The 23,583-nt window shown below is 60.4% G+C and carries 22 protein-coding genes; 1 reads left to right on the forward strand and 21 read right to left on the reverse strand.

Annotated features, from left to right (window positions below):
- Window positions 1–546 precede the first annotated feature (546 nt).
- Window positions 547–1,113 carry a manganese efflux pump MntP gene (locus FHW37_RS06990; RefSeq protein ID WP_145635932.1) on the forward strand — a complete coding sequence of 189 codons (567 nt, stop codon included), beginning with the start codon at window positions 547–549 and terminating at the stop codon, window positions 1,111–1,113.
- 83 nt (window positions 1,114–1,196) lie between these two features.
- Here FHW37_RS06990 and FHW37_RS06995 read toward each other — a convergent pair whose 3' ends face one another.
- The 21 genes from FHW37_RS06995 to FHW37_RS07095 all read right to left on the reverse strand — a co-directional run bounded on the left by FHW37_RS06995 (window position 1,197) and on the right by FHW37_RS07095 (window position 23,382).
- A complete protein-coding gene (locus FHW37_RS06995; protein ID WP_145634345.1) occupies window positions 1,197–1,880 on the reverse strand; it encodes an ABC transporter ATP-binding protein in 684 nt (227 codons plus the stop codon).
- Between the two features lie 12 nt (window positions 1,881–1,892).
- Entirely contained in the window at window positions 1,893–3,200 is a 1,308-nt protein-coding gene (locus tag FHW37_RS07000) for a lipoprotein-releasing ABC transporter permease subunit (RefSeq protein WP_145634347.1), read from the reverse strand.
- A gap of 174 nt (window positions 3,201–3,374) precedes the next feature.
- A complete protein-coding gene (proS, locus tag FHW37_RS07005; protein ID WP_145634349.1) occupies window positions 3,375–4,697 on the reverse strand; it encodes a proline--tRNA ligase in 1,323 nt (440 codons plus the stop codon).
- Window positions 4,698–5,278: 581 nt separating this feature from the next.
- Window positions 5,279–5,551 carry a DUF1467 family protein gene (locus tag FHW37_RS07010; RefSeq protein ID WP_145634351.1) on the reverse strand — a complete coding sequence of 91 codons (273 nt, stop codon included), beginning with the start codon at window positions 5,549–5,551 and terminating at the stop codon, window positions 5,279–5,281.
- Window positions 5,552–5,681: 130 nt separating this feature from the next.
- A complete protein-coding gene (gene mce / locus FHW37_RS07015; protein WP_145634353.1) occupies window positions 5,682–6,089 on the reverse strand; it encodes a methylmalonyl-CoA epimerase in 408 nt (135 codons plus the stop codon).
- Window positions 6,090–6,297: 208 nt separating this feature from the next.
- A complete protein-coding gene (locus FHW37_RS07020) occupies window positions 6,298–7,965 on the reverse strand; it encodes a ribonuclease J (protein ID WP_145634355.1) in 1,668 nt (555 codons plus the stop codon).
- Between the two features lie 8 nt (window positions 7,966–7,973).
- Complete coding sequence (locus FHW37_RS07025) at window positions 7,974–8,744, reverse strand: biotin--[acetyl-CoA-carboxylase] ligase (protein ID WP_145634358.1); 771 nt, start codon at window positions 8,742–8,744, stop codon at window positions 7,974–7,976.
- A gap of 2 nt (window positions 8,745–8,746) precedes the next feature.
- Window positions 8,747–10,189: an NADH-quinone oxidoreductase subunit NuoN gene (gene nuoN, locus FHW37_RS07030; RefSeq protein WP_145634360.1), complete on the reverse strand. Its 1,443-nt coding sequence runs from the start codon at window positions 10,187–10,189 to the stop codon at window positions 8,747–8,749.
- 18 nt (window positions 10,190–10,207) lie between these two features.
- Window positions 10,208–11,719, reverse strand: a complete 1,512-nt coding sequence (locus FHW37_RS07035) for an NADH-quinone oxidoreductase subunit M (RefSeq protein ID WP_145634362.1) — start codon at window positions 11,717–11,719, stop codon at window positions 10,208–10,210.
- The gene (gene nuoL, locus FHW37_RS07040; RefSeq protein ID WP_145634364.1) at window positions 11,719–13,719 is read right to left on the reverse strand and encodes an NADH-quinone oxidoreductase subunit L; all 2,001 of its coding nucleotides are present in this window, start codon (window positions 13,717–13,719) and stop codon (window positions 11,719–11,721) included. The genes FHW37_RS07035 and nuoL overlap by 1 nt, the downstream gene beginning before the upstream one ends.
- Window positions 13,720–13,726: 7 nt before the next feature.
- On the reverse strand, window positions 13,727–14,035 hold the full coding sequence (gene nuoK, locus FHW37_RS07045; protein WP_093003032.1) for an NADH-quinone oxidoreductase subunit NuoK: 309 nt from the start codon (window positions 14,033–14,035) through the stop codon (window positions 13,727–13,729).
- Window positions 14,036–14,057: 22 nt separating this feature from the next.
- Window positions 14,058–14,672 (reverse strand): NADH-quinone oxidoreductase subunit J, encoded by a 615-nt coding sequence (locus FHW37_RS07050; protein WP_145634366.1) that lies wholly within the window; start codon window positions 14,670–14,672, stop codon window positions 14,058–14,060.
- 128 nt (window positions 14,673–14,800) lie between these two features.
- The gene (nuoI, locus tag FHW37_RS07055) at window positions 14,801–15,289 is read right to left on the reverse strand and encodes an NADH-quinone oxidoreductase subunit NuoI (RefSeq protein ID WP_145634368.1); all 489 of its coding nucleotides are present in this window, start codon (window positions 15,287–15,289) and stop codon (window positions 14,801–14,803) included.
- Window positions 15,290–15,328: 39 nt separating this feature from the next.
- The gene (gene nuoH / locus FHW37_RS07060; RefSeq protein WP_145634371.1) at window positions 15,329–16,372 is read right to left on the reverse strand and encodes an NADH-quinone oxidoreductase subunit NuoH; all 1,044 of its coding nucleotides are present in this window, start codon (window positions 16,370–16,372) and stop codon (window positions 15,329–15,331) included.
- 7 nt (window positions 16,373–16,379) lie between these two features.
- Entirely contained in the window at window positions 16,380–18,461 is a 2,082-nt protein-coding gene (gene nuoG / locus FHW37_RS07065) for an NADH-quinone oxidoreductase subunit NuoG (RefSeq protein WP_145634372.1), read from the reverse strand.
- Window positions 18,462–18,519: 58 nt separating this feature from the next.
- Window positions 18,520–19,179: a helix-hairpin-helix domain-containing protein gene (locus FHW37_RS07070; RefSeq protein ID WP_145634374.1), complete on the reverse strand. Its 660-nt coding sequence runs from the start codon at window positions 19,177–19,179 to the stop codon at window positions 18,520–18,522.
- 5 nt (window positions 19,180–19,184) lie between these two features.
- Window positions 19,185–20,489, reverse strand: coding sequence for an NADH-quinone oxidoreductase subunit NuoF (gene nuoF, locus FHW37_RS07075; RefSeq protein WP_145634376.1), 1,305 nt, complete (start codon window positions 20,487–20,489; stop codon window positions 19,185–19,187).
- Window positions 20,490–20,492: 3 nt separating this feature from the next.
- A complete protein-coding gene (locus tag FHW37_RS07080; RefSeq protein WP_145634378.1) occupies window positions 20,493–20,768 on the reverse strand; it encodes a hypothetical protein in 276 nt (91 codons plus the stop codon).
- A 10-nt stretch (window positions 20,769–20,778) separates the two neighbouring features.
- Window positions 20,779–21,909, reverse strand: coding sequence for an NADH-quinone oxidoreductase subunit E (locus FHW37_RS07085; protein ID WP_145634381.1), 1,131 nt, complete (start codon window positions 21,907–21,909; stop codon window positions 20,779–20,781).
- A gap of 16 nt (window positions 21,910–21,925) precedes the next feature.
- Entirely contained in the window at window positions 21,926–22,192 is a 267-nt protein-coding gene (locus tag FHW37_RS07090; RefSeq protein ID WP_145634383.1) for a hypothetical protein, read from the reverse strand.
- Window positions 22,192–23,382: an NADH-quinone oxidoreductase subunit D gene (locus tag FHW37_RS07095; protein WP_145634385.1), complete on the reverse strand. Its 1,191-nt coding sequence runs from the start codon at window positions 23,380–23,382 to the stop codon at window positions 22,192–22,194. Before FHW37_RS07095 ends, FHW37_RS07090 begins: the two co-directional genes overlap by 1 nt.
- Between the last annotated feature and the right edge of the window lie 201 nt (window positions 23,383–23,583).

Below are 23,583 nucleotides of genomic sequence, written 5' to 3' on the forward strand. Positions count from 1 at the left end.
AAGGTAAAATCGTGCAAGGTGTTGGTTTTGCTGGATGGGGTGTTCTGAACTTCCCCATATTTGCGCACCTCTGTGTGTGCGTCTGCCCCTCACCCTAGCCCTCTCCCCGCTTGCGGGGAGAGGGGACCTGCCCTGCGCTGGCTGGTGGGAAGGTCATCGTCGCGCTTTAAATGAGGATCGAGCGGGCGCGGCATACCCTTCTCCCCGCGAGCGGGGAGAAGGTGGCGGCAGCCGGATGAGGGGCCGTCGCATGAGAGATGCGTGGCAGCAGAATAAAGGACGACAAGCCATCCCCGCCACCTCAGTTGCAAATGCCTCTCAATACCATAACAAACTGTTTTTATTGACTTATTTCGAACGACTCGCTATCTGGACCGCATCGGGGAGTAGCAACCGCCTGTTCGGCGGGACTGCGTCAACATGATCGCGATCTCTTTCGCGTGGCGCCGTCAGCCTGAAAAGGCCATGCGAGACCGTTGGTGGCAGCGTCCTTGGGGCAAGGGCGTGGTCATGCCATCCAACCAGAGCCCGAACACGAGTTATGCCATGTCTCCGTTCACGATTGCCGCGCTTGCCGTCGGCATGTCCATCGATGCGTTTGTCGCCTCCGTCAGCCGCGGTGCTGCCTTCAAACGCCCTCCCCTGAAAGAAGCGCTGCGCACCGGCATCGTCTTCGGCGTCGTCGAGATGATCACGCCGCTGATCGGCTGGCTCGCCGGCATCGTCGCCAGCCAGTATGTCCAGACCGTCGATCACTGGATCGCCTTCATCCTGCTCGCCATCGTCGGCGGCCGCATGGCGATGGAAGGTTTTTCGCGTAGCGAGACGGAAGAGGTTTCGGCCGATAGCCGCTCGCTGGTCATTCTGATGGCGACCGCGATCGGCACCAGCATCGATGCCATGGCGGTTGGCGTTTCGCTTGCCTTCCTGCAGGTGAATATCGTCATCGTGGCGATCGCCATCGGCTTTGCCACCTTCGCCATGTCGACCGGCGGCATGCTTCTGTCGCGCCTGATCGGCCCGCGTTTCGGCAAATGGGCCGAAGTGGTCGGCGGCGTCGGGTTGTTCTGCCTGGGCACCTCGATCCTGGTGGATCATCTGACGGCCGGATAATTTCGAACCAACTGCAATAAAAAAGGCCTGCGGCCAACACAAAGGCCGCAGGGCTTTTTTGTCTGAAGCGAAATCAGCGGAGTTTAGAACTCCACCACCTTGCCGCCCTCGATCGTCACGCGACGGTCCATGCGGGCGGCGAGTTCGTGGTTGTGGGTGGCGATCAGCGCAGCCAGGCCCGACTGGCGCACCAGCGCTTCCAGCGCATCAAAAACGTAGGATGCGGTTTTCGGGTCGAGATTGCCGGTCGGTTCGTCGGCCAGCAGCACGCGCGGTGCATTGGCGACGGCGCGGGCGATGGCGACGCGTTGTTGCTCACCGCCGGAAAGCTCTGCCGGACGATGTTCGCCACGATGGCCGATCCGCATGTAATCGAGAAGCTGGCTTGCCCGCTCGCGGGCATCGGCCTTGGACAGGCCACCGATCAGCTGCGGCATCATGATGTTCTCTACCGCCGAGAATTCCGGCAGGAGATGATGGAACTGATAGACGAAGCCGACTTCGGAACGGCGGATCGACGTGCGCTCCTCGTCCGACAGGCCATTGCAGGAACGGCCGCCGATCGAGACGTCACCGCCATCGGGATGTTCCAGCAGGCCGGCGAGATGAAGAAGGGTCGATTTGCCGGTGCCCGAAGGGGCGACGAGCGCGACGATCTCGCCGCTCGACAGCGAAAAATCGGCGCCTTTCAGGATCGAGAGCGTCGTCTCGCCCTGGCCATAATGCCTCTCGACGCCGGAAAGCTGCAGGACGGGTTTGCGTGCCATGAATTCTGCCGATTACTCGTAACGGAGGGCCTGGACGGGGTCGAGCCTGGAGGCCCGCCACGCCGGGAAAATGGTGGCGATGAAGGAAAGGACCAGCGCCATGATGACGACCGTAAAGGTCTCGCCAAAACTCATCTCGGCCGGAAGCTGGCTGAGGAAATAGAGTTCCGGGTCGAACAGGATCGTGCCGGAAACCCAGGAAAAGAACTGGCGGATCGATTCGATATTGAGACAGACAAGGACGCCGAGCAGGACGCCGGCAATCGTGCCGACAATGCCGATCGCAGCCCCGGTCATGAAAAAGATGCGCATGATCGCGCCGGAGCTGGCGCCCATCGTCCGCAGGATGGCGATATCCGAGCCCTTGTCCTTCACCAGCATGATCAGGCCGGAAATGATGTTGAGCGCGGCGACAAGCACGATCAGCGTCAGGATCATGAACATCACGTTGCGTTCCACCTGCAGCGCCGAGAAGAAGGTCTGGTTGCGCTGGCGCCAGTCGGTGATGAAGATTTGGCGCCCGGCGGCCGCCTCGATCTTCGGCCTCAGCTCATCGACATTGTCGGGATTGTCGATGAACAGCTCGATCGACTGGACGATGCCTTCGGCATTGAAATAGAGCTGAGATTCCTCGAGCGGCATGTAGATGATCGTCGCATCATATTCCGACATGCCGATCTCGAATATGCCGGAGATCGTGTAGGACTTGACGCGCGGGTTGACGCCCATGGGGGTCACGTCGCCTTCCGGCGAAATCAGCGTGATCTGGTCGCCGGCCGAAAGGCCGAGCTGGTTTGCAAGCCGCGAGCCGACAAGGACGCCCTGCCCCGAGGCAAAACCGACGATATCGCCGGATTTGATATTGCCGGCGACTTCCGTCAGCTTTTCGAGATCTTCCGGGCGCACGCCGCGCACCAGCGCCCCGGAACCGGCGCCGCCCTTGCCCGAGGCCAGCGTCTGGCCCTCGACCAGCGGCAGCGCCATCTTGACGCCGGGCACGGCTGCGAACTTCTTCGTGAGTTCGGCGTAATCGTTGAGCGGCGAATCGATCGGCTGGACGATCATGTGGCCGTTAATGCCGAGAATGCGGGAGATCAGCTCGGTGCGAAAACCGTTCATGACAGCCATGACGATAATCAGCGTCGCGACGCCGAGCATGATGCCGATGAAGGAAAAGCCGGCGATGACGGAAATGAAGGCTTCCTTGCGCCGCGAGCGCAGGTAACGCCAGGCGACCATGCGCTCGAAGGCCGAAAACGCGCCGGCCTTTGGCGACCGTTCCGCTTTTTCCGCCTTGTCCTCTGCCGCGACGCTCGCCATCCGCAATTTTCCCTGAATGCTAAGTCCGCCGCGGAAGATTTCCCGCGGCGGTGTTCCGATATGCCTGACGGACCTGTCGCGAGGCTCGCCTTTCAGCATCGCGCTTTCAAGCACGATGCTGAAACTTCAAAAGATTAGCGCGTCCTTTGTGCGTCCGAACGGACGCACGGCGCGCTAGCCGGTGATGCGGTTCATGGCGGCTTCCACCGTCATGACTTCGCGGGCACCGGTCTTGCGGTCCTTGACTTCCACTTCGCCGTTTGCGGCGGAGCGGGGTCCGACGATCACCTGGACCGGCACGCCGATCAGGTCGGCCGTGGCGAACTTGGTGCCGGCGCGGTCGTCCGTGTCGTCATAGAGCACGTCCTTGCCTGCCTTGCCGAGATCGCCATAGAGGCCTTCCGAAATGCGGTCGCAGGCCTCGTCGCCGGGCTTCATGTTGATGACCACGACATCGAAGGGCGCAACCGAGGCCGGCCAGATGATTCCGTTCTCGTCATGCGATGCTTCGATGATGGCGGGAACAAGGCGGGTCGGGCCGATGCCGTAGGATCCCATGTGGACAAGGTGTTCCTTGCCGTCCGGTCCCTGCACCTTGGCGCCCATCGGCTCGGAATATTTGGTGCCGAAATAGAAGATATGGCCGACTTCGATGCCACGGGCCGAGAGGCGGTCGCTTTCCGGGATCGCGTCGAAAGCGGCTTCGTCGTGCATTTCGGAGGTTGCGGCGTAGACCGACGTCCACTTGTCGAAGATCGCCTGCATGCCGGCAACATCGTCGAAATCGACGTCTGCAGCGGGAATGTCGAAATTCACGAAGTCACGGTGCGAAAACACTTCCGACTCGCCGGTTTCGGCCAGAATGATGAATTCATGGCTGTGATTGCCGCCGATCGGGCCGGTATCGGCGCGCATCGGAATGGCACGCAGGCCAAGCCGATCGAAAGTGCGCAGATAGGCCGCGAACATCTTGTTATAGGAATGGACGGCGTCTTCCTTGTTCAGATCGAAGGAATAGGCGTCCTTCATCATGAACTCGCGCGAGCGCATGGTGCCGAAACGCGGACGGATCTCGTCGCGGAACTTCAGCTGGATATGGTAGAGGTTGAGCGGCAGGTTCTTGTAGGACTTGACGTAGGACCGGAAAATATCGGTCACCATTTCCTCATTGGTGGGGCCGTAGAGCATCGGACGCTCCTGGCGGTCCTTGATGCGCAGCATTTCCTTGCCATAGGCGTCGTAACGACCGCTTTCCTGCCAGAGCTCGGCCGACTGCAGGGTCGGCATGGAAAGCTCGATGGCGCCGGAGCGGTTCTGCTCCTCGCGGATGATCGCATTGACCTTGTCAAGCACACGCTTTCCAAGCGGCAGCCAGGAATAAATGCCCTGGCTCTGCTGCTTGATCATGCCGGTGCGCAGCATCAGCCGGTGGGAAACGATTTCCGCTTCCTTGGGGTTTTCCTTGAGGATGGGCATGAAATAGCGGGAGAGACGCATGGACTTTTCCGGGGTTGACGGCCGTATCCGCGTGAGGTGTCTCAAAGGGATTCGGCCGGTAAAGCTTCAGGTTTGCGAGCGTTCATAGCCGTTCAGGCCGTATAAGGGAACCCACCAGAGAACCCATCGGCGCAAGCTCGCCAACAACCAGATACAGCTGGGTGCCATGCTGCACTGCAATAGACTCTGGCGCGCGCAACCGGCTGGAAATGCTGGGATCTCGAGGCAAGCCTGCGACATTTTCGTCAACAGGATTTTTTTATCAAACTGTGACGAAATTGCAAAAAAACTGAGTGACAAAGCCCATCTGGTGGGCTACGTTCAGCTCACAAAAGAGGCAAGGAGTTCAAATTCTTGCCAATTCGCGGTCAAGTCTTGGGAGGATCAGATCTTAGGCGCGCTCAGTCGCTGCCCCGGCAACGGTTAAGGATCACGCGAAACTGAAAAACAAGGCTTAACCGCCTTGTTTTTTTTTGCCTTTATGGTGGCCACCGTTGCGGGGCTCTTCTACTCCGGCACTCATGACAGGATCATGACTGTTTTATCCGGCCGCAGCGCTTCACGATCTTTTCAGTCAAAATTCAGTTGCCGAAATCCGGCAGAATGTTCGGAATATCGGCAATGCCGAAGCCGAAATAGGTCGTTACGCCGTAATAACCAAGATGGATGGCGATCGAGATCACGGTCGTCATCAGAAGCACGCGGCCGCCGCGAAATGCTTTTGGCGCACTTTCGACCGTGCCCAGCATCACTTCTCCATCCTCCTCCTGGCTGCGGTAACCGAGCGGCAAGACGATGAACAGAACCGTCCACCAGATGATGAAGAAGACGGCGGCGACGGTCAGCAGCGACATGCGACTTTTCCCAGTTCTGCGGCAATTGTGAGCAAGGGGTGGCAGATGCCCGTTGAGACGGGGCTGGAAGTGTCTGCCAGAATGATTCCGGAAAACCGGCCAAGCGCATGAAATTGAATCGCTTCCGGGATCAAGGCACCTGCTCCAGCTCAAGCAGGACGCCGTTGAAATCCTTGGGGTGCAGGAAAAGCACGGGGTAACCGTGGGCACCAGTCTTCGGATTGCCGTCACCCAGCACGCGCGCTCCAGCCGAGGTAAGACGGTCACGCGCAGCAAGAATGTCGGCGACTTCGTAGCAGATGTGGTGCATGCCGCCGGACGGGTTCTTTTCGAGAAAGGCTGCGATCGGCGAGGCCTCGCCGTAAGGCTCCAGCAGTTCGACCTTGGTGTTCGGCAGCTCCACGAAAACGACCGTCACGCCGTGATCGGGCAAGATTTGTGGCTGGGAGACGGCGGCGCCCAGCGTGTCGCGATAGGTCGCGACCGCTGCCGAAAGGTTCGGCACGGCGATGGCGATGTGATTGACCCTACCGAGCATGGCTCCTCCTCCGTGCGCGTATTTTTAGTCGGTGGCCCCCAGGCCCCTCATCCGGCTGCCGCCACCTTCTCCCCCCTTGCGGGGCGAAGGGTATGCCGGTCTCGCTCGCTTCCCCTCGGCCGTTCTTGGGGCAAGTCCCCTCTCCCCGCCTGCGGGGAGAGGGTTAGGGTGAGGGGCTACCACCCCAAACACCCGCCCCCAAAAAAACTCAGACCTTCGTCACAAACACCGTAACAACCGGCTTCTTGCCCCAAGCCTGGTTGGCGGCCGAGCGCACCGCGCGGCGGACAGACTCTCGCAAAACGTCGAGATCCTTGCGGCGGGCGCGCGGAATGCTTTCGACGGCGCCGAGGATGGCGTCATAGAGCGTATCCTCCATATCCTCGCCCTCCTCGTCGAATTCCGGCAGGCCGAAAGCGACGACGTCAGGGTCGTTGAGGAAATCGTAGCGGCTGTCGAGCACGACGTTGACCGAGACATGGCCGGCAAAGGACAGTTTGCGGCGGTCGCCGATGCCCATTTCCTCGAAATCGCCGATCAGCTTGCCGTCCTTGAAGACGCGGCCATGCGGCGCATCGTCGATGACTTCGGCCGGGCCGGGAGCGAGACGCAGGATATTGCCGTTGCGGACACGCGGGATGGACTTGATGCCGGCAGAGGCACCGAGGGCGGCCTGGGCCGTCAGGTGCGCGGCCTCGCCATGGACGGGCACGAGAATTTCCGGCCGGGTCCATTCGTACATTTTCAGAAGTTCGTTGCGGCGCGGGTGGCCGGAAACATGCACCAGCGCATCGCCATCACCGACAATCTTGACGCCCTGTTCGATCAGGGCGTTCTTGATATCGAGGATTGCCTTTTCGTTGCCGGGAATGGTGCGTGAGGAAAACACGACCGTATCGCCAGCGGTGAAGGCAACGTTGCGCATCTCGTCGCGCGAAATCTTTGCGAGTGCTGCGCGGGGCTCGCCCTGGCTGCCGGTCAGGATGACGACGACCTTGTCGCGCGGTATATAACCGAATTCGTCTTCGGCGATGAACGGCTTGATGCCTTCCATGATGCCGATATCGCGAGCGACGGCCACAACGCGCTTCAGCGAGGAGCCGAGCAGCAGGACTTCGCGGCCGGCAGCGTCGGCCGCCTGGGCGATCGAGCGGATACGGCCGACATTCGACGAGAAGGTGGTGATCGCCACCCTGCCCTCAGCCTCCTCGATGACCTTGCGCAGGCCTTCGGAGACTTCCTCTTCCGACGGCGAGACACCTTCGCGCATGGCGTTCGTGCTGTCGCACATCAGCGCCAGCACGCCTTCGTTGCCGATCGCCTTGAAGCGGCTTTCATCGGTGAGCGGCCCGAGCGACGGTGCCTGGTCGATCTTCCAGTCGCCGGTATGGACGACATTGCCGAGCGGCGTGCGGATGACGAGCGACATCGGCTCGGGAATGGAGTGGTTGACGCCGACCGCCTCGACTTCGAACGGACCGATATTCACCCGGTCGCCAGCCTTGAAGATGGTGATCGGAATTTCCGCCCGCGTGCCTTCGTAATTGCGTTTGGCTTCCAGCATGCCGGCCGTAAACGGCGAGGCATAGACCGGAACGTTGAGGCCCGGCCAGAGATCATTCATCGCGCCATAATGGTCTTCGTGCGCGTGGGTGATGATCATCGCCTTGATGTTGTTCTTCTGGGTGGCGAGATAGCTGATATCGGGCAGGACGAGATCGACGCCCGGCAGTTCCGGGCCGGCGAAGGTGACGCCGCAATCGACCATGATCCACTGGCGCTTCTCCGGCGTACCATAGCCGTAGAGAGCGAGGTTCATGCCGATCTCGCCCACGCCGCCAAGCGGCAGAAACACCAGTTCTTCCTGTTTAGCCATATTTCTTCTTATTCCGTCCTTGCAAAGAATACATCACCGGCTGCGATCGGCTTCAAAACGCCGTCCCCGCTGTCGAGTTGCAGAAATCCGCCTTCATCGATACCTGCGAATGTTCCAACAAGCGAGCGGTCAGGAAGGTTCACGGTGATTTTCTCACCGATTCCGCATGCGACATTCCGCCAGCGCCGGACGATCTCGGTTGTGCCACGGCCCTCATCAAAGGATTCCAGAACCTCCGCCATCTCTCTGAAAAGATGCGCGAAAAGTTCTTCCGGCGACACTGCGGCGCCGTGATCCGCCAGCCTTGTGACACCATAAGGGGCGCTATCGGGCATATGGCGGATGTTGATGCCGATGCCGATCACCAGCGCCCGGCGACCATCCGGCAACCCCTCGCCTTCGAGAAGAATGCCGCAGGTCTTTGCCCGGCCGATCAGGATATCGTTCGGCCACTTGACCTCGAGCGGCGCGGATCCCGGCGGCAGAACCGAGCGAATTGCGGCATGCACGGCAACGGCGACGCCAAGCGGCAGAGCACCCAGTTTTTCCGGCGGCGCCGGGTCGATCAGAAGCAGCGAGGCATAAAGATTGCCCGGTTCGGAGGTCCAGGCGCGACCGCGCCTGCCACGTCCGGCCGTCTGGCGGCCGGCTGTTACCCATAACAAACCGGAATCGCCCGCGCGAGCGCGGGCGAGACATTCGGTATTCGTCGATCCGGTTTCGGCCAGCGCCTCATGCCGGAATTCATCCAGCGTCAGACGCCTCTTTGCAGCGGCCATCCTCAGAAGAAGGATTTGGCAGCGGCATCCGCAGCAGCGCCGAGCGAGCCGCCGATCAGCACATAACCGAGGATGAAGAGACCGGAGAGGCCGACGACGAGACGCAGCTCACCGGACACCGTGGCGAATTCGCGCTTGGCCGGATCGAACCACATCAGCTTGACGATACGCAGGTAATAATAGGCACCGACGACCGAGGCGAGAACGCCGATGACCGAAAGCGCATAGAGCTTGGCTTCCATCGCAGCGGCGAAAACAAAATACTTCGCGAAGAAGCCGGCGAGCGGCGGGATGCCGGCCATCGAGAACATCATCGCCGACAGGATCAGCGACATGAACGGCTTGGTCGTGGAAAGGCCGGCGAGATCGTCGATCTCCTCGACCATCGTGCCATCGGGAAGGCGCATCGCCATGATGCAGGCGAAGGTGCCGAGCGTCATGGCCATGTAGATCGTCATGTAGAGGACGACGCTCGATACGCCTGCCTGGGTACCGGCAGCAAGACCAACCAGCGCATAACCCATGTTACCGATCGAGGAATAGGCCATCAGGCGCTTGATGTTCTTCTGACCGATTGCCGCGAACGAACCGAGCAGCATGGAAGCGATCGACACGAAGACGATGATCTGCTGCCAGTCGTGGACGATCGGCTGAAAGGCATCGGAAACGACGCGTACGAGGATTGCCATGGCGGCAATCTTCGGACCGGAGGCGAAGAAGGCGGTGACCGGGGTCGGTGCACCTTCGTAAACGTCCGGCGTCCACATGTGGAACGGAACGGCCGAGATCTTGAAGCAGGCGCCGGCCAGAACAAAAACCATGCCGAAGACAAGGCCGAGGCCGCGCGGCTGCGACGAGAGAACCGAGGCGATCTCGTCGAAACCTGTATTGCCGGTGAAGCCGTAGACCAGCGACATGCCGTAAAGCATCATGCCGGAAGACAGCGCGCCGAGAACGAAATATTTCAGACCCGCTTCCGTCGAGCGGATGCTGTCGCGGTTGAAGGCCGCGACGACATAGAGCGCCAGCGACATCAGTTCGAGGCCGAGATAGAAGGCGATCAGGTCGTTGGCCGAGATCAGCAGCATCATGCCGAGCGTCGCCAGAACCATCAGCACCGGAAACTCGAACTTGTTGAGTTCGTAACCCCGGGCGCTGGTGATGGACATGACGATCGCCGTCAGCGAACCGATCAGCGCCACGACCTTCATGAAGCGTGCGAAACTGTCGAGCTTGAAGGCGCCGCCAAAGGCTTCACCCTCTCCGGTCCCGAAGATCAGAACGAGGCCGGCGACCGCGATCAAGGCGATCGCAAGGCCGGTGACCAGCGAGGAAGACTTCTCGCCCGAGAAGACGCCGACCATCAGGAGAGCAAGCGCTCCCAGGGCCAGGATGATCTCCGGCAGTACGAAAGACAGACTTTGAGACAAGATTTCAGCGGTCATATCGAAAAAGTCCTGTCGTCAGTTCGAAGGCGTCGCGGGATCGACCGTCGAGGAGACGGCTGCACGATACTTGGTGATAAGCTGGTCAACCGAGGCTGCGGAAGCATCGAAAACCGGCGCGGGGTAAATGCCGAAGAAGATGGTCACGAAAATCATCGGCCAGACGATGAACTTTTCGCGCAGGTCCAGATCTTCGAGCGCCAGCATGGCCGGCTTCACGGCCTTGCCGAACACAACCCGGCGATACAGCCAGAGCATATAGGCGGCAGAGAGGATGACGCCGGTGGCGGCAACCAGGGCAACCCAGGTATTGACGCGGAAGATACCGACCGTGGTCAGGAATTCGCCGACGAAGCCGGACGTGCCGGGCAGACCGACATTGGCCATGGTGAAGATCATCAGCGCGAGGGCATATTTCGGCATCGTGTTGACGACACCGCCATAGTTGGAGATCTCACGCGTGTGGGTGCGTTCGTAGACGATACCGACGCAGAGGAAGAGCGCGCCCGAGATGACGCCGTGCGACAGCATCTGGAAGATCGCGCCGTGGATACCCTGCTGGTTGACCGCGTAGATACCCATCGTCACGTAGCCCATGTGGGCGACCGAGGAATAGGCGATCATCTTCTTGATGTCGGTCTGCATCAGCGCCACGATCGAGGCGTAGACGATGGCGATGACCGACAGGGTGAGGATGAGCGGCGTAAAGTAGTCGGATGCCAGCGGGAACATCGGCAGCGAGAAGCGCAGGAAGCCGTAACCACCGAACTTCAGGAGCAGAGCCGCAAGGTCCATCGAGCCAGCCGTCGGTGCTTCGACGTGGGCGTCGGGAAGCCAGGTGTGGAAGGGCCACATCGGAACCTTCACCGCGAACGAGACGAAGAAGGCGAGCCAGAGCCACATCTGCATTCCCGGCGAGAACTGGTGTGCCAGAAGGGCCGGAATGGAGGTCGTGCCGACTTCGACATAGCAGGCGATGATGGCAATCAGCATCAGCACCGAGCCGGCCAGCGTATAGAGGAAGAACTTGAACGAGGCATAGATGCGCCGCGGTCCGCCCCAGACACCGATCATCAGGAACATCGGGATCAGGCTTGCTTCGAAGAAGACGTAGAAGAGCACGATATCGAGCGACGTGAACACGCCGACGATCAGCGTTTCCAGAACGAGGAAGGCGATCATGTAATCGCGGACGCGATACGTGATGGCTTTCCAGCTGGTCAGCACGCCGAAAGGCATCAGGAATGCCGCCAGGACGACGAACAGGACCGAGATCCCGTCAACGCCGACATGGTAGGACATGCTGTCGCCAATCCAGCCGTAGCGCTCGACCATCTGGAAGTCGGGATTGTTGCCGTCAAACCCGATCCAGACGAAGAGCGAGACGAAGAACGTCACCAGCGTCGTCACGAGCGAGATGATCATGATGTTGCGGCGCCCGTCTTCCCCCTGGTCATTGGTCAGGAGGAGGAGCAGCACGCCCACCATGGGCAGGAAAATGACCGTTGAAAGGATCGGCCAATCGGTCATCAGAGTGCACTCCCAAACATCATCCAGGTAACAAGACCAGCGACACCGAGCAGCATCGCGAACGCGTAGTGATAAAGGTAACCGGTCTGGATGCGCACCACCCGGTCAGCAATGTCGATGACCCGGGCGGCAATGCCGTTCGGCCCGTAATAATCGATGGTTCCAATGTCGATGCGCTGCCACATGAAGCGGCCGAGCGCCTTGGACGAGCGGACGAACAGGAAGTCGTAAAGCTCGTCGAAATACCACTTGTTGAGCAGGAACTGGTAGAGGCCCTGCTGCGAGGCGGCGAGACGCTTCGGTGTTTCCGGCGACTTGATGTAGAAATACCAGGCCGTGACGAAACCGAGCACCATGGCGATGAAGGGGCTGAGGGCCACCAGCGCCGGAACATGGTGGAACTCGTGCAGGAGCTCGTTGTGTTCCGAGGTGAACAGCGCGCCCTTCCAGAATTCCGAATATTCCTCGCCGTAGAACATGCCTTCGAAGACGAAGCCCGCAACGACCGCGCCGATGGCGAGGATGTAGAGGGGCACGAGCATGACATTCGGGCTCTCATGCACATGGTGCATGACTTCGTGGCTCGCACGCGGCTTGCCGAAGAAGGTCAGGAAGATCAGGCGCCAGGAATAGAAGCTGGTGAAGGCGGCCGCGATGACGAGCATCGTGAAGGCGAAACCAGAGACCGGCGAATGCGAGGCATAGGTCGCCTCGATGATCACGTCCTTCGAGAAGAAGCCGGCAAAGCCGATCGGCGTGAACGGGATGCCGACACCGGTAATGGCGAGCGTGCCGATCATCATCATCGCGAAGGTGATCTTGATGTGCGGACGCAGGCCACCCATGTGACGCATGTCCTGCTCGCCGTCCACGGCATGGATGACCGAGCCGGCGCAAAGGAACAGGAGTGCCTTGAAGAAAGCGTGCGTGAAGAGGTGGAAGATGGCCGCGCCATAGGCGCCGACGCCGAGCGCCACGAACATGTAACCGAGCTGCGAGCAGGTCGAATAGGCGATGACGCGCTTGATGTCGTTCTGCACCAAACCGACCGTCGCTGCGAAGAAGGCGGTGATCGCGCCGATGATGGTGACGAAGGTCAGCGCATCCGGCGACAGTTCGAAGATCGGCGACATGCGGGCGACGAGGAAGACGCCGGCGGTGACCATGGTTGCGGCGTGAATGAGGGCCGAGACCGGGGTCGGGCCTTCCATCGCGTCCGGCAGCCAGGTGTGCAGCAGGAACTGCGCCGACTTACCCATGGCGCCCATGAAGAGCAGCAGGCAGACGACGGTGATCGCACCGGACTTGGTGAGCGACATGCCGAAGAAGGTCGCGATGACCTTACCCGCCTCAGGCGAGCCTTCCGCCGGAAGATAGCTGGTGGCGGTGGCGAAGATCGTTTCGAAATTGACCGAGCCGAACAGAACCAGGACGCCGGCAATGCCGAGCAGGAAGCCGAAGTCGCCGACGCGGTTGACGATGAAGGCCTTCATCGCGGCAGCCGAAGCCGAGGGCTTGGTGTACCAGAAACCGATCAGCAGATAGGAGGCGAGACCGACGCCTTCCCAGCCGAAGAACATCTGGGCCAGGTTGTCGGAGGTCACCAGCATCAACATGGCGAAGGTGAAGAGCGACAGATAGGCGAAGAAGCGCGGCCGATCCGGATCGTGATGCATATAGCCGATCGAGTAGATATGGACCAGCGTCGAGACCGAGTTGACGACGACCAGCATGACGGCCGTCAGCGTATCGATCCGGAATGCCCATTCGACATCGATGGTGCCGGACTGGATCCAGCGCAGCACCGATACGCGGATCACCTCGCCAGCCTCGCCATGCGACAGCGCGACGTCGAAGAAGACGATCCAGGACAGGACGGCGGCGATGATCATCAAGCCGCTGGTGACGTATTCCGAAGCCTTGGCGCCGATCTGGCGGCCGAGCAGGCCGGCGATCAGGAAGCCGATCAGGGGAAGGAAGACAATTGCCTTATAGATCATGACCCGATCAGCCCTTCATCATATTGACGTCTTCGACCGCGATCGAACCGCGGTTGCGGTAGAAGACGACGAGAATTGCAAGACCGATCGCCGCTTCAGCAGCCGCCACGGTCAGAATGAACAATGCGAAGACCTGGCCGACGATGTCGTTCAGGAAGGAGGAGAAGGCCACCATGTTGAGGTTGACCGAGAGCAGGATGAGCTCGACCGACATCAGGATGATGATGACGTTCTTGCGGTTCAGGAAGATGCCGAAGACGCCGATCGTGAAGAGAATGGCGCTGACCGTGAGGTAATGGGAAAGTCCGATTTCCATTTTTCTAATCCTTGCTCCCGCCTCAGAGGCCCTGGCCCGGCTTGACCTTGACCACCTCAACGGCGGTTTCCGGCGTGCGGGCGACCTGTCTGGACACGTTCTGGCGGTGGATGTTCTGGCGGTGACGCAGGGTCAGCACGATCGCGCCGATCATTGCCACCAGCAGAACCATGCCGGCGATCTGGAAGAAATAAACATAGTTGGTGTAGAGCACGTCGCCCAAGGCGGCGGTGTTGGTCCGCTCGGCCGGATTGGGGATCGGCATGGTGATCGCCTTGGCGGCCTGCGGCGACAATACGCTGCCGCCGATCACGACAATCAGTTCTGCCGCAACGATCAGGCCGACCAGAATGCCGACCGGCGCATATTGCAGGATGCCCGAGCGCAGTTCGGCAAAGTCGATATCCAGCATCATGACGACGAAGAGGAACAGAACCGCGACGGCGCCGATATAGACGACCAGCAGGATCATCGCCAGGAACTCGGCCCCCGTCAGGAGGAAGAGGCCCGCCGAATTGAAGAAGACCAGGATCAGGAAGAGCACCGAGTGAACGGGATTCTTGGCCGAAACGACCATGAACGCCGATGCCACCGCGATGAACGCGAAAATATAGAAAAAGATAGCCTGCAGACCCATAGTGGTGCCTTCTTGTCCCTCACCCGGACCGAGGCGCCTGCCCCAGTCCGTCAGAAACCCGGCGTGAACACACCGGGACCGGTCATATTGTCTTCCGGCGCCCTGTCAGCACCGGCATGCTGCCCCTCTTAGCGATAGGGCGAATCCATCGCGATATTGCGGGCGATCTCACGTTCCCAGCGATCGCCGTTGTCGAGCAGACGCGCCTTGTCGAAATAAAGTTCCTCACGCGTCTCGGTCGAGAATTCGAAATTCGGGCCTTCGACGATCGCATCGACCGGGCAAGCCTCCTGGCAGAAGCCGCAATAAATGCACTTCACCATGTCGATATCGTAACGCACCGTGCGGCGGGTACCGTCATTGCGGCGCGGGCCGGCTTCGATGGTGATCGCCTGAGCGGGACAGATGGCTTCGCACAGCTTGCAGGCAATGCAGCGCTCCTCCCCGTTCGGATAACGGCGTAGCGCATGCTCGCCACGGAAGCGCGGCGAAACCGGGCCCTTTTCGAAGGGATAGTTGATCGTCGCCTTCTGCTTGAAGAAGTATTTCATCGACAGGAAGAAGGCGCCGACGAATTCCTTCAGGAAGAGCGAATTGATAGCCTGAGCAATAGCCATCTTATTCTCCAATGATGCCGAGGAAACGGATGGTCATGATCACGCCCATCCCATCAGCTTCAGCACGAATGCAACAATGACGACCATGGCGAGCGAGATCGGCAGAAAAATCTTCCAGCCGAGGCGCATGAGCTGGTCATAGCGGTAGCGCGGCACGAATGCCTTCACCATGGCGAACATGAAGAAGACGAATGCGGATTTCAGCACGAACCAGACGATGCCCGGAACCCAGTTGAGGATCCAGATATCGACCGGCGGCAGCCAGCCACCGAGGAAGAGGATCGTGGTCAGCGAGCACATCAGGACGATGGCAGCATATTCGCCGAGCATGAACATCATGTACGGGGAAGAGCCGTATTCGACCATGAAGCCGGCAACCAGTTCCGATTCCGCTTCCGGAAGGTCGAAGGGCGGACGGTTGGTCTCGGCCAGCGCCGAAATGAAGAAGATGATGAACATCGGGAAAAGCGCCAGCCAGTGCCAGTCGAGGAACGAGGCAGGCAGGCCCATCATCGTGCCGAGGCCGTCATGCTGGGCGTTGACGATGTCCGTCAGGTTCAGCGAGCCGACGCAGAGCAGGACGGAGACGATGACGAAGCCGATCGAGACTTCGTAAGAAATCATCTGTGCTGCGGAGCGGAGCGCGCCGAGGAACGGGTATTTCGAGTTCGAAGCCCAGCCGCCCATGATGATGCCATAGACTTCGAGCGACGAGATCGCGAAAATATAGAGGATGCCGACATTGATATTGGCGATCACCCAGCCCTGGTTGAACGGAATGACCGCCCAGGTGGCGAGCGCCAGCGTCGTTGCGACGAGCGGGGCCAGAAGGAAGACGCCCTTGTTGGCGCCGGCCGGAATGACCGGTTCCTTCAGCACGAACTTGATCAGGTCGGCGAAGGACTGGAACAGGCCGAAGGGGCCGACGACGTTCGGGCCCTTGCGCAACTGTACTGCCGCCCAGACCTTACGGTCGGCCAGCAGGATGTAGGCGATCGAAACAAGCAGCAAGACCAGAACCAGCAGCGACTGCGCGACCATGATGATCGCAGGCCAGACATAGGTCCAAAAAAACGAATCCATGTTCATATTACTCCGCCGCAGCCTGGAATTTGTTGCGGGCCAAAGCCGAGCACTCAGCCATGACGGCCGATGCACGGGCAATCGGGTTGGTCAAATAGAAGTCCTTGATCGGGGTCGCAAACGCGGTGCGCGTCATATCCCCAGCCTTCTGGCCGAGCGTCGCGACCTCGTTCACCGAGCCGGCAGCGATCTCGTCGATCGCAGCAAAATGCGGATAGGCCTCATAGAGTTTTCCACGCAGTGCTGAGAGAGAATCGAACGGCAGCTTCTTGCCGAGAACGTCGGACAGCGCGCGCAGGATCGCCCAGTCTTCGCGGGCATCGCCTGGTGCGAAGCCGGCGCGGTTACCCATCTGGACGCGGCCTTCGGTATTGACCCAGGTGCCGGACTTTTCCGTGTAGGTCGCGCCGGGCAGGATGACGTCGGCATGGTGGGCGCCGTTATCGCCATGGCTGCCGATATAGACGGTGAACTTCGCACCCTTGGTGGTGAAGTCGAGTTCGTCTGCACCGAGCAGGAAGAGAACGTCCATGTTGGCGAGCATGCGGGCTGCGTTTTCGCCCTTCTCGCCTGGTACGAAACCGAGATCGAGGCCGCCGACGCGCGAGGCTGCGGTGTGCAGGACGCCAAAGCCGTTCCACTCTTCGGTGAGCGCACCGACAGAACCGGCGAGCTGGGCAGCGGCGGCCAGAATGGCTGCACCGTCCGGACGGGAGAGAGCCCCCTGCCCTACGATGATCATCGGGTTCTTCGCAGCGGTCAGCTTGTCGAGGAAGGAGTTCTTGCCGGATGCGAGATCGGCGAGGGTTTCCGGACCGGCGCCGAGATAGTCATAGGCATAACGCAGTTCGCCGGCATCGCCGATCACGCCGATCGGGAAGTTGCCGCGACGGAAGCGCTTGCGGATACGGGCGTTGAGGACGGCTGCCTCGAAGCGCGGGTTCGCGCCGATCAGAAGAAGCGCGCCAGCCTGCTCGATGCCGGCAATGGTCGGGTTGAAGATGTAGCTCGAACGGCCAAGCGACGGATCAAGCGCCGTCCCGTCCTGGCGACAGTCGAGATTGTCCGAACCGAGCGAACGGATCAGCTCTTTCAGAGCATACATTTCTTCGACGGAGGCGAGGTCACCGGCGATCGCGCCGATCTTGCCGGCCGACGTGGCGGAAACAGCAGACTTGATGGCGCCAAAGGCTTCGGCCCAAGTGGCAGGCTGCAAGCGGCCGTTCTTGCGGACGTAAGGACGGTCGAGGCGCTGGGTCTTCAGACCATCCCAGATGAAGCGGGTCTTGTCGGAGATCCACTCTTCGTTCACGTCGTCATTGACGCGCGGCATGATGCGCATGACTTCGCGGCCGCGGGTATCGACGCGGATGGCCGAGCCGACGGCGTCCATGACGTCGATCGATTCAGTCTTGTTCAGTTCCCACGGACGGGCAGTGAAGGCGAAGGGCTTGGAGGTGAGCGCGCCGACCGGGCAAAGGTCAACGACGTTACCCTGCAGCTCGGAGGTCATCGCCTGTTCGAGATAGGTGGTGATTTCAGCATCTTCGCCGCGGCCGATCAGTCCGAGTTCGGAAATACCGCCGACTTCTGTGGTGAAGCGGACGCAGCGCGTGCAGTGAATGCAGCGGTTCATCACGGTCTTGACCAGCGGGCCGATATACTTGTCTTCGACCGCACGCTTGTTTTCGGTGTAACGCGACGAGTCGATGCCAAAGGCCATGGCCTGGTCCTGCAGGTCGCATTCGCCGCCCTGGTCGCAGATCGGGCAATCCAGCGGGTGGTTGATCAGCAGGAATTCCATCACGCCTTCGCGGGCCTTCTTGACCATCGGCGTGTTGGTGAAGACTTCCGGAAGCTCGCCATTCGGGCCGCCGCGAATATCGCGCACGCCCATGGCGCAGGAGGCCGCCGGCTTCGGCGGGCCACCCTTCACTTCGATGAGGCACATGCGGCAGTTGCCCGCCACCGACAGACGCTCATGGAAACAAAAACGCGGAACTTCGGCACCGGCTTCCTCGCACGCCTGCAGCAGCGTGAAATGATCCGGGACCTCGATTTCCTTGCCGTCTACCTTCAGCTTTGCCATCGTATCACTTACGTCCTGTGTTCAATCCCCGGAGCCTTGAGGCCCGCGGACATGTCCCTCATTTCAACAGCGCCTGCGCCTGGCCGACCCAGTCGTCCCGCGCGATGCGCCCGTCGAAACCCAATTCCCCGTCGAAGCGGGCGATATCCTCGGCAGTCCAGGCCGCAATCTGCGCCAGGCTTGCCACGCCCTTTTCCTTCAACACCTTCTCGACCTTCGGACCGACGCCCGAAATCTTCTTCAGATCCATGCCCGCAGACTTGGCAGGGCGTGGGCGTGCGGCCGTTACAGGCGCCTCGGCCTTTTTCGGAGCAGCAGCCTTGGCCTTTACAGCCACCGGCGCCTTTTCCTCAGCCTTGGCGGCAGGCTTTGCGGCCGCCTTGCGCTTCGGCTTTGCGACTGCAGCTACCGGTTCGGCAACTTCGGCCTTCGGTGCGGCTTCGGCTTTCGCCGGAACCTTCTGCTCTGCCTTGGCCTGTTCAGCCGCAGCATTTGCCCGGTTGGCCTGTTCCATCATCGTCTGGACAGCACCGAAAAAGACGCCGGCCATCTGATTGGCGATGCCGAAACCGATCGTCGTCGCTGCGACCATGGCTGCGGCCGGATTGGCCAGCAGCGGGTTCATGGCGAGCATGTCGGCATAGTCCGGAAGACGCGCAGAGCCCGCGGCCGGCTTTGCCGTCCCCTGCCCTTCGCGATGTCTTCCGGCTTCGACCACGTTAATTACTCCGCAGCTTCAAGAACGGCGCCGTGCGACGTCGCGTTATGGGTGTACTGATCGATGCGTGCCTCGATCTCCGGGCGGAAATTGCGGATGAGGCCCTGGATCGGCCATGCGGCAGCATCGCCGAGCGCACAGATCGTGTGACCTTCGATCTGCTTGGAGACCTGCAGAAGCATGTCGATTTCGCGCTTCTGGGCATTGCCCTTGACCATGCGCTCCATCACGCGCCACATCCAGCCGGTGCCTTCGCGGCACGGCGTGCACTGGCCGCAGCTTTCGTGCTTGAAGAAGGCGGCGAGACGGGCAATCGCCTTGATGACATCGGTCGACTTGTCCATGACGATCATGCCGCCCGTGCCGAAGGAGGATTTTACGTCACGCATGCCGTCGAAATCCATGATCGCATCCATCATGTCTTCGCCCTTGACGATCGGGCAGGACGCGCCGCCGGGAATGACGGCCAGGAGATTGTCCCAGCCGCCGCGGATGCCACCGGCATGCTTTTCGATGATCTCACGGAAGGTCAGACCGAGCTGTTCTTCGAAGGTGCAGGGCTTGTTAACATGGCCGGAGACCATGAACAGCTTCGTGCCGACATTGTTGGGCCGGCCCATCGACGAAAACCAGGTCGCGCCGCGACGCAGGATGGTCGGGGCCACCGCAATCGACTCGACATTGTTGACCGTCGTCGGGCAACCATAAACGCCCATATTGGCCGGAAACGGCGGCTTGAGACGCGGCTGGCCCTTCTTGCCTTCGAGACTTTCGAGCAGAGCCGTCTCTTCGCCGCAGATATAGGCGCCGGCGCCGTGGTGGACGACGATGTCGAAATCCCAGCCGTTCTTGTTGTTGTTGCCGAGCAGGCCGGCATCATAACATTCATCGATTGCCGCCTGCAGCGCTTCACGCTCACGCATGTATTCGCCGCGGACATAGATGAATGCCGTATGCGCGCCCATGGCGAAACCGGCGACCAAGCAGCCTTCGATCAGCGTATGCGGATCGTTGCGCAGGATCTCGCGGTCCTTGCAGGTGCCGGGCTCGGATTCGTCGGCGTTGACGACGAGGTAATGCGGACGACCATCGCTTTCCTTCGGCATGAAGGACCATTTCAGGCCGGTCGGGAAGCCGGCGCCGCCACGACCGCGAAGGCCGGACGCCTTCATCTCGTTGATGATCCAGTCGCGGCCCTTCTCGATGATGATCTTGGTGCCGTCCCAGTGCCCACGGCTCATGGCGCCCTTCAGGGACTTGTCCTTGAGGCCGTAGATATTGGTGAAGATGCGATCCTGGTCTTTAAGCATGGCTTATTCCGCCGGTTCTTCGATGATGTCCAGACGCTTTTCGATGCGCGAAAGACGCGCATCCTGACGTCCGAGAGTTTTGTAGATGTTGGAAATGTCGCCGCGAGCGCCATTCATTTCCAAGGACAGGCCATTGATTTCCATCGACAAGCCTCGAACCTGTGACGTCAGGGACTCCAATCGACCATCTACTTCAACGAGCTTGTGCTCGATGTTGGACAGCCTGCCCTGCATCGACTTCAAAACCTCGTAGATCAGATCGTTGGTGACTTCCGCCATCTGTCCTTCCTCAGCGTGGCTTCTTGCCGAAGACTTTAATGTATTCGGCTTCGCCGCCCTTGGCGAGCGCCTTGGCCTGTTTGACCCAGTCGTCGCGATCGATGCGGCCCTTGAAATTCAGATAGCCATCGACCCATTCGCGCTCGGCCTTTTTCCAGCCGGCGATCTGGGCGTAGGTATGAATGCCGAGTTCATTAAGGATGCCGGCGATCTTCGGGCCGACGCCGGAGATCAGTTCCAGATTGTCCGGCGTTTCCGGCTTGTCGATGCCCTTCGGGCGGTTCTTGTCCTCAAGCGACGGCTTCTCGGTCTTCGCAGCGGCAGGCGCCTTGGCAGCCTTCGGCGCGCCTTCCATTTCGGTCGCCTTGGCATTCGCGGCAGCGGCAGCCGGTGCGGTTGCCGGGGTTTTCAGCTTCGGGTCGGTCTCGGGCGCCGTGTCCTTCGGACGGGCGGCTTCCGCCGGCGGAACCGCGGCAGCAGGCTCGGCCGGAACTTCCGGCTGCGGCTCGAGATTCGTGCGGACCGGCTTGATGTCGTCGAGCAGGGTCAGCGCGCCGCCTTCGGGTGCGGAGAGATGGCGATCGATCTGCGGGCCGGGCTTGATCTCGCTGCCCTTGCCGGCTTCGAAAGCGTCGATGATTTCTTCCAGACGTTCCGGCGTCAGATCTTCATAGGCATCCTTGAAGATGATGACCATGGGAGCGTTGACGCAGGCGCCCTGACATTCGACTTCTTCCCAGGAAAGCGTGCCGTCGGCATTGAGCGCGAAGGGATCGTGATGGATCTTCTTCTGACAGACCTTCATCAGATCTTCCGAGCCGCGCAGCATGCAGGGCGTGGTGCCGCAGACCTGGATATGGGCGCGGGTGCCGACCGGCTTCAGCTGGAACTGGGTGTAGAAGGTCGCAACCTCGAGCACGCGGATATAGGCCATGCCGAGCTTGGCCGCGACATGCTCGATTGCGGCGCGCGTGACCCAGCCGTCCTGCTCCTGTGCCCGCATGAGCAATGGGATGACAGCGGACTGCTGCCGGCCTGCCGGGTATTTCCTGATCGTTGCCTCTGCCCAGACGGTATTTTCCTCGTTAAAGGCGAAATTACCCGGCTGAAACTGGTCTTCGGCTAGTCGACGAACGGACATTCTTTTCCACGCCCTATCAGTTTATCACACCACACCGCGATCTCGTGAGCGTCACGAATTCGCAGGCATAGGCGATCTTGTCTTTCTGCATGAACACAATGGTCTTGGTGCCGATCGGCACCGAGGTCTTGATTTCATACCCTTCGGAGAGCAGCTGGCTCATCGTCTTTGATCCGCCGCTTGCGGTCGAGCCGCCCTCGTCCGTCGCCTGCGCAAATGCGGCAGGCACGCTCAAAAGAGCCCCGGCGAAAACAGATACAACAAACGCAAGCAAACGCGGCATCAGCGATCCACCTCGCCGAACACGATATCCAGGGAGCCCAGAATGGCCGAGACGTCGGCCAGCTGGTATCCGCGACAGAGGAAATCCATCGCCTGGAGATGCGCATAACCCGGAGCCCGGATCTTGCAGCGATACGGCTTGTTGGAGCCATCCGCCACGAGGAACACGCCGAACTCGCCCTTCGGCGCCTCGACCGCGGCGTAAACTTCGCCGGCCGGAACGTGGTAGCCTTCGGTATAGAGCTTGAAATGGTGGATCAGCGCTTCCATCGAACGCTTCATCTCGCCACGCTTCGGCGGAACGACCTTGCCGTCCGTCGAGGAATAAGGGCCGGTCTTGGCGTCGCCCAGCAGGCGGTTGACGCACTGCTTCATGATCTTGCAGCTCTCGCGCATCTCGATCATGCGGATCAGGTAACGGTCGTAGCAATCGCCGTTCTTGCCGATCGGGATGTCGAAATCGAGCTCGCTGTAGCACTCATAAGGCTGCGACTTGCGCAGATCCCATGCAGCACCCGAACCACGCACCATGACGCCTGAGAAACCCCAGGCCCAGGCATCTTCCAGCTTGACGATGCCGATATCGACATTGCGCTGCTTGAAAATGCGGTTGCCGGTCAGGAGATCGTCGATATCGTCGAGCTTCTTCGGGAATTCATCGCACCACTTGCCGATATCCTCGACCAGTTCCGGCGGCAGGTCCTGGTGGACGCCACCCGGACGGAAATAGGCAGCGTGCATGCGCGCGCCGCAGGCACGCTCATAAAACACCATCAGCTTTTCGCGCTCTTCGAAACCCCAGAGCGGCGGCGTCAGGGCGCCAACGTCCATGGCCTGCGTCGTGACGTTCAGGAGATGCGACAGGATACGGCCGATTTCGGAATAGAGAACGCGGATCAGCTGGCCACGGATCGGGATCTGGATGTCCAGAAGCTTTTCGACCGCCATGGCATAGGCATGTTCCTGGTTCATCGGCGCGACGTAGTCGAGACGGTCGAAATAGGGAACGGCCTGGAGATAGGTCTTCGTCTCGATCAGCTTTTCGGTGCCGCGATGCAGAAGGCCGATATGCGGATCGACCCGCTCGACGATCTCGCCGTCCAGCTCCAGCACGAGACGCAGAACGCCGTGCGCCGCAGGATGCTGCGGTCCGAAATTGATGTTGAAGTTCCGGACGTTGTGTTCCGTCATTTCAGCGCTCCGCGCTTGTCAAGAATGGGCAAAGCCCGACTACATGCTTCATCGTCATTTCATTCATTCCCGAAACAGGCTGGCCGCAAACAGGTTGCCCCGAAACAGACCGACCCAGGCAGGCGAGAGAAACAGGCGCTGCATTTGCGATAGACATATACGACAACCCCTCCTCCCTTCCTTGATCTCGCTCCCATTCCG

Origin of the sequence: Neorhizobium alkalisoli (assembly GCF_007829835.1) — a bacterium.
Classification (GTDB): Bacteria; Pseudomonadota; Alphaproteobacteria; order Rhizobiales; family Rhizobiaceae; genus Neorhizobium.

Excerpts from the sequence above, each read along its gene's own strand:
- FHW37_RS07000 (WP_145634347.1), bottom strand. The coding sequence starts at position 3,200 with ATGGCGAGCGTCGCGGCAGAGGACAAGGCGGAAAAAGCGGAACGGTCG.
- nuoK (WP_093003032.1), bottom strand. The coding sequence starts at position 14,035 with ATGGAAATCGGACTTTCCCATTACCTCACGGTCAGCGCCATTCTCTTC.
- FHW37_RS07020 (WP_145634355.1), bottom strand. The coding sequence starts at position 7,965 with ATGGCTAAACAGGAAGAACTGGTGTTTCTGCCGCTTGGCGGCGTGGGC.
- FHW37_RS07010 (WP_145634351.1), bottom strand. The coding sequence starts at position 5,551 with ATGTCGCTGCTGACCGTCGCCGCCGTCTTCTTCATCATCTGGTGGACG.
- nuoH (WP_145634371.1), bottom strand. The coding sequence starts at position 16,372 with ATGGATTCGTTTTTTTGGACCTATGTCTGGCCTGCGATCATCATGGTC.
- nuoL (WP_145634364.1), bottom strand. The coding sequence starts at position 13,719 with ATGATCTATAAGGCAATTGTCTTCCTTCCCCTGATCGGCTTCCTGATC.
- FHW37_RS06995 (WP_145634345.1), bottom strand. The coding sequence starts at position 1,880 with ATGGCACGCAAACCCGTCCTGCAGCTTTCCGGCGTCGAGAGGCATTAT.
- FHW37_RS07085 (WP_145634381.1), bottom strand. The coding sequence starts at position 21,909 with ATGTCCGTTCGTCGACTAGCCGAAGACCAGTTTCAGCCGGGTAATTTC.
- FHW37_RS07090 (WP_145634383.1), bottom strand. The coding sequence starts at position 22,192 with ATGCCGCGTTTGCTTGCGTTTGTTGTATCTGTTTTCGCCGGGGCTCTT.
- nuoN (WP_145634360.1), bottom strand. The coding sequence starts at position 10,189 with ATGACCGCTGAAATCTTGTCTCAAAGTCTGTCTTTCGTACTGCCGGAG.
- FHW37_RS07035 (WP_145634362.1), bottom strand. The coding sequence starts at position 11,719 with ATGACCGATTGGCCGATCCTTTCAACGGTCATTTTCCTGCCCATGGTG.
- FHW37_RS07095 (WP_145634385.1), bottom strand. The coding sequence starts at position 23,382 with ATGACGGAACACAACGTCCGGAACTTCAACATCAATTTCGGACCGCAG.
- proS (WP_145634349.1), bottom strand. The coding sequence starts at position 4,697 with ATGCGTCTCTCCCGCTATTTCATGCCCATCCTCAAGGAAAACCCCAAG.
- FHW37_RS07080 (WP_145634378.1), bottom strand. The coding sequence starts at position 20,768 with ATGGCGGAAGTCACCAACGATCTGATCTACGAGGTTTTGAAGTCGATG.
- nuoG (WP_145634372.1), bottom strand. The coding sequence starts at position 18,461 with ATGGCAAAGCTGAAGGTAGACGGCAAGGAAATCGAGGTCCCGGATCAT.
- FHW37_RS06990 (WP_145635932.1), top strand. The coding sequence starts at position 547 with ATGTCTCCGTTCACGATTGCCGCGCTTGCCGTCGGCATGTCCATCGAT.
- FHW37_RS07025 (WP_145634358.1), bottom strand. The coding sequence starts at position 8,744 with ATGGCCGCTGCAAAGAGGCGTCTGACGCTGGATGAATTCCGGCATGAG.
- nuoI (WP_145634368.1), bottom strand. The coding sequence starts at position 15,289 with ATGGCTATTGCTCAGGCTATCAATTCGCTCTTCCTGAAGGAATTCGTC.
- mce (WP_145634353.1), bottom strand. The coding sequence starts at position 6,089 with ATGCTCGGTAGGGTCAATCACATCGCCATCGCCGTGCCGAACCTTTCG.
- FHW37_RS07050 (WP_145634366.1), bottom strand. The coding sequence starts at position 14,672 with ATGGGTCTGCAGGCTATCTTTTTCTATATTTTCGCGTTCATCGCGGTG.
- nuoF (WP_145634376.1), bottom strand. The coding sequence starts at position 20,489 with ATGCTTAAAGACCAGGATCGCATCTTCACCAATATCTACGGCCTCAAG.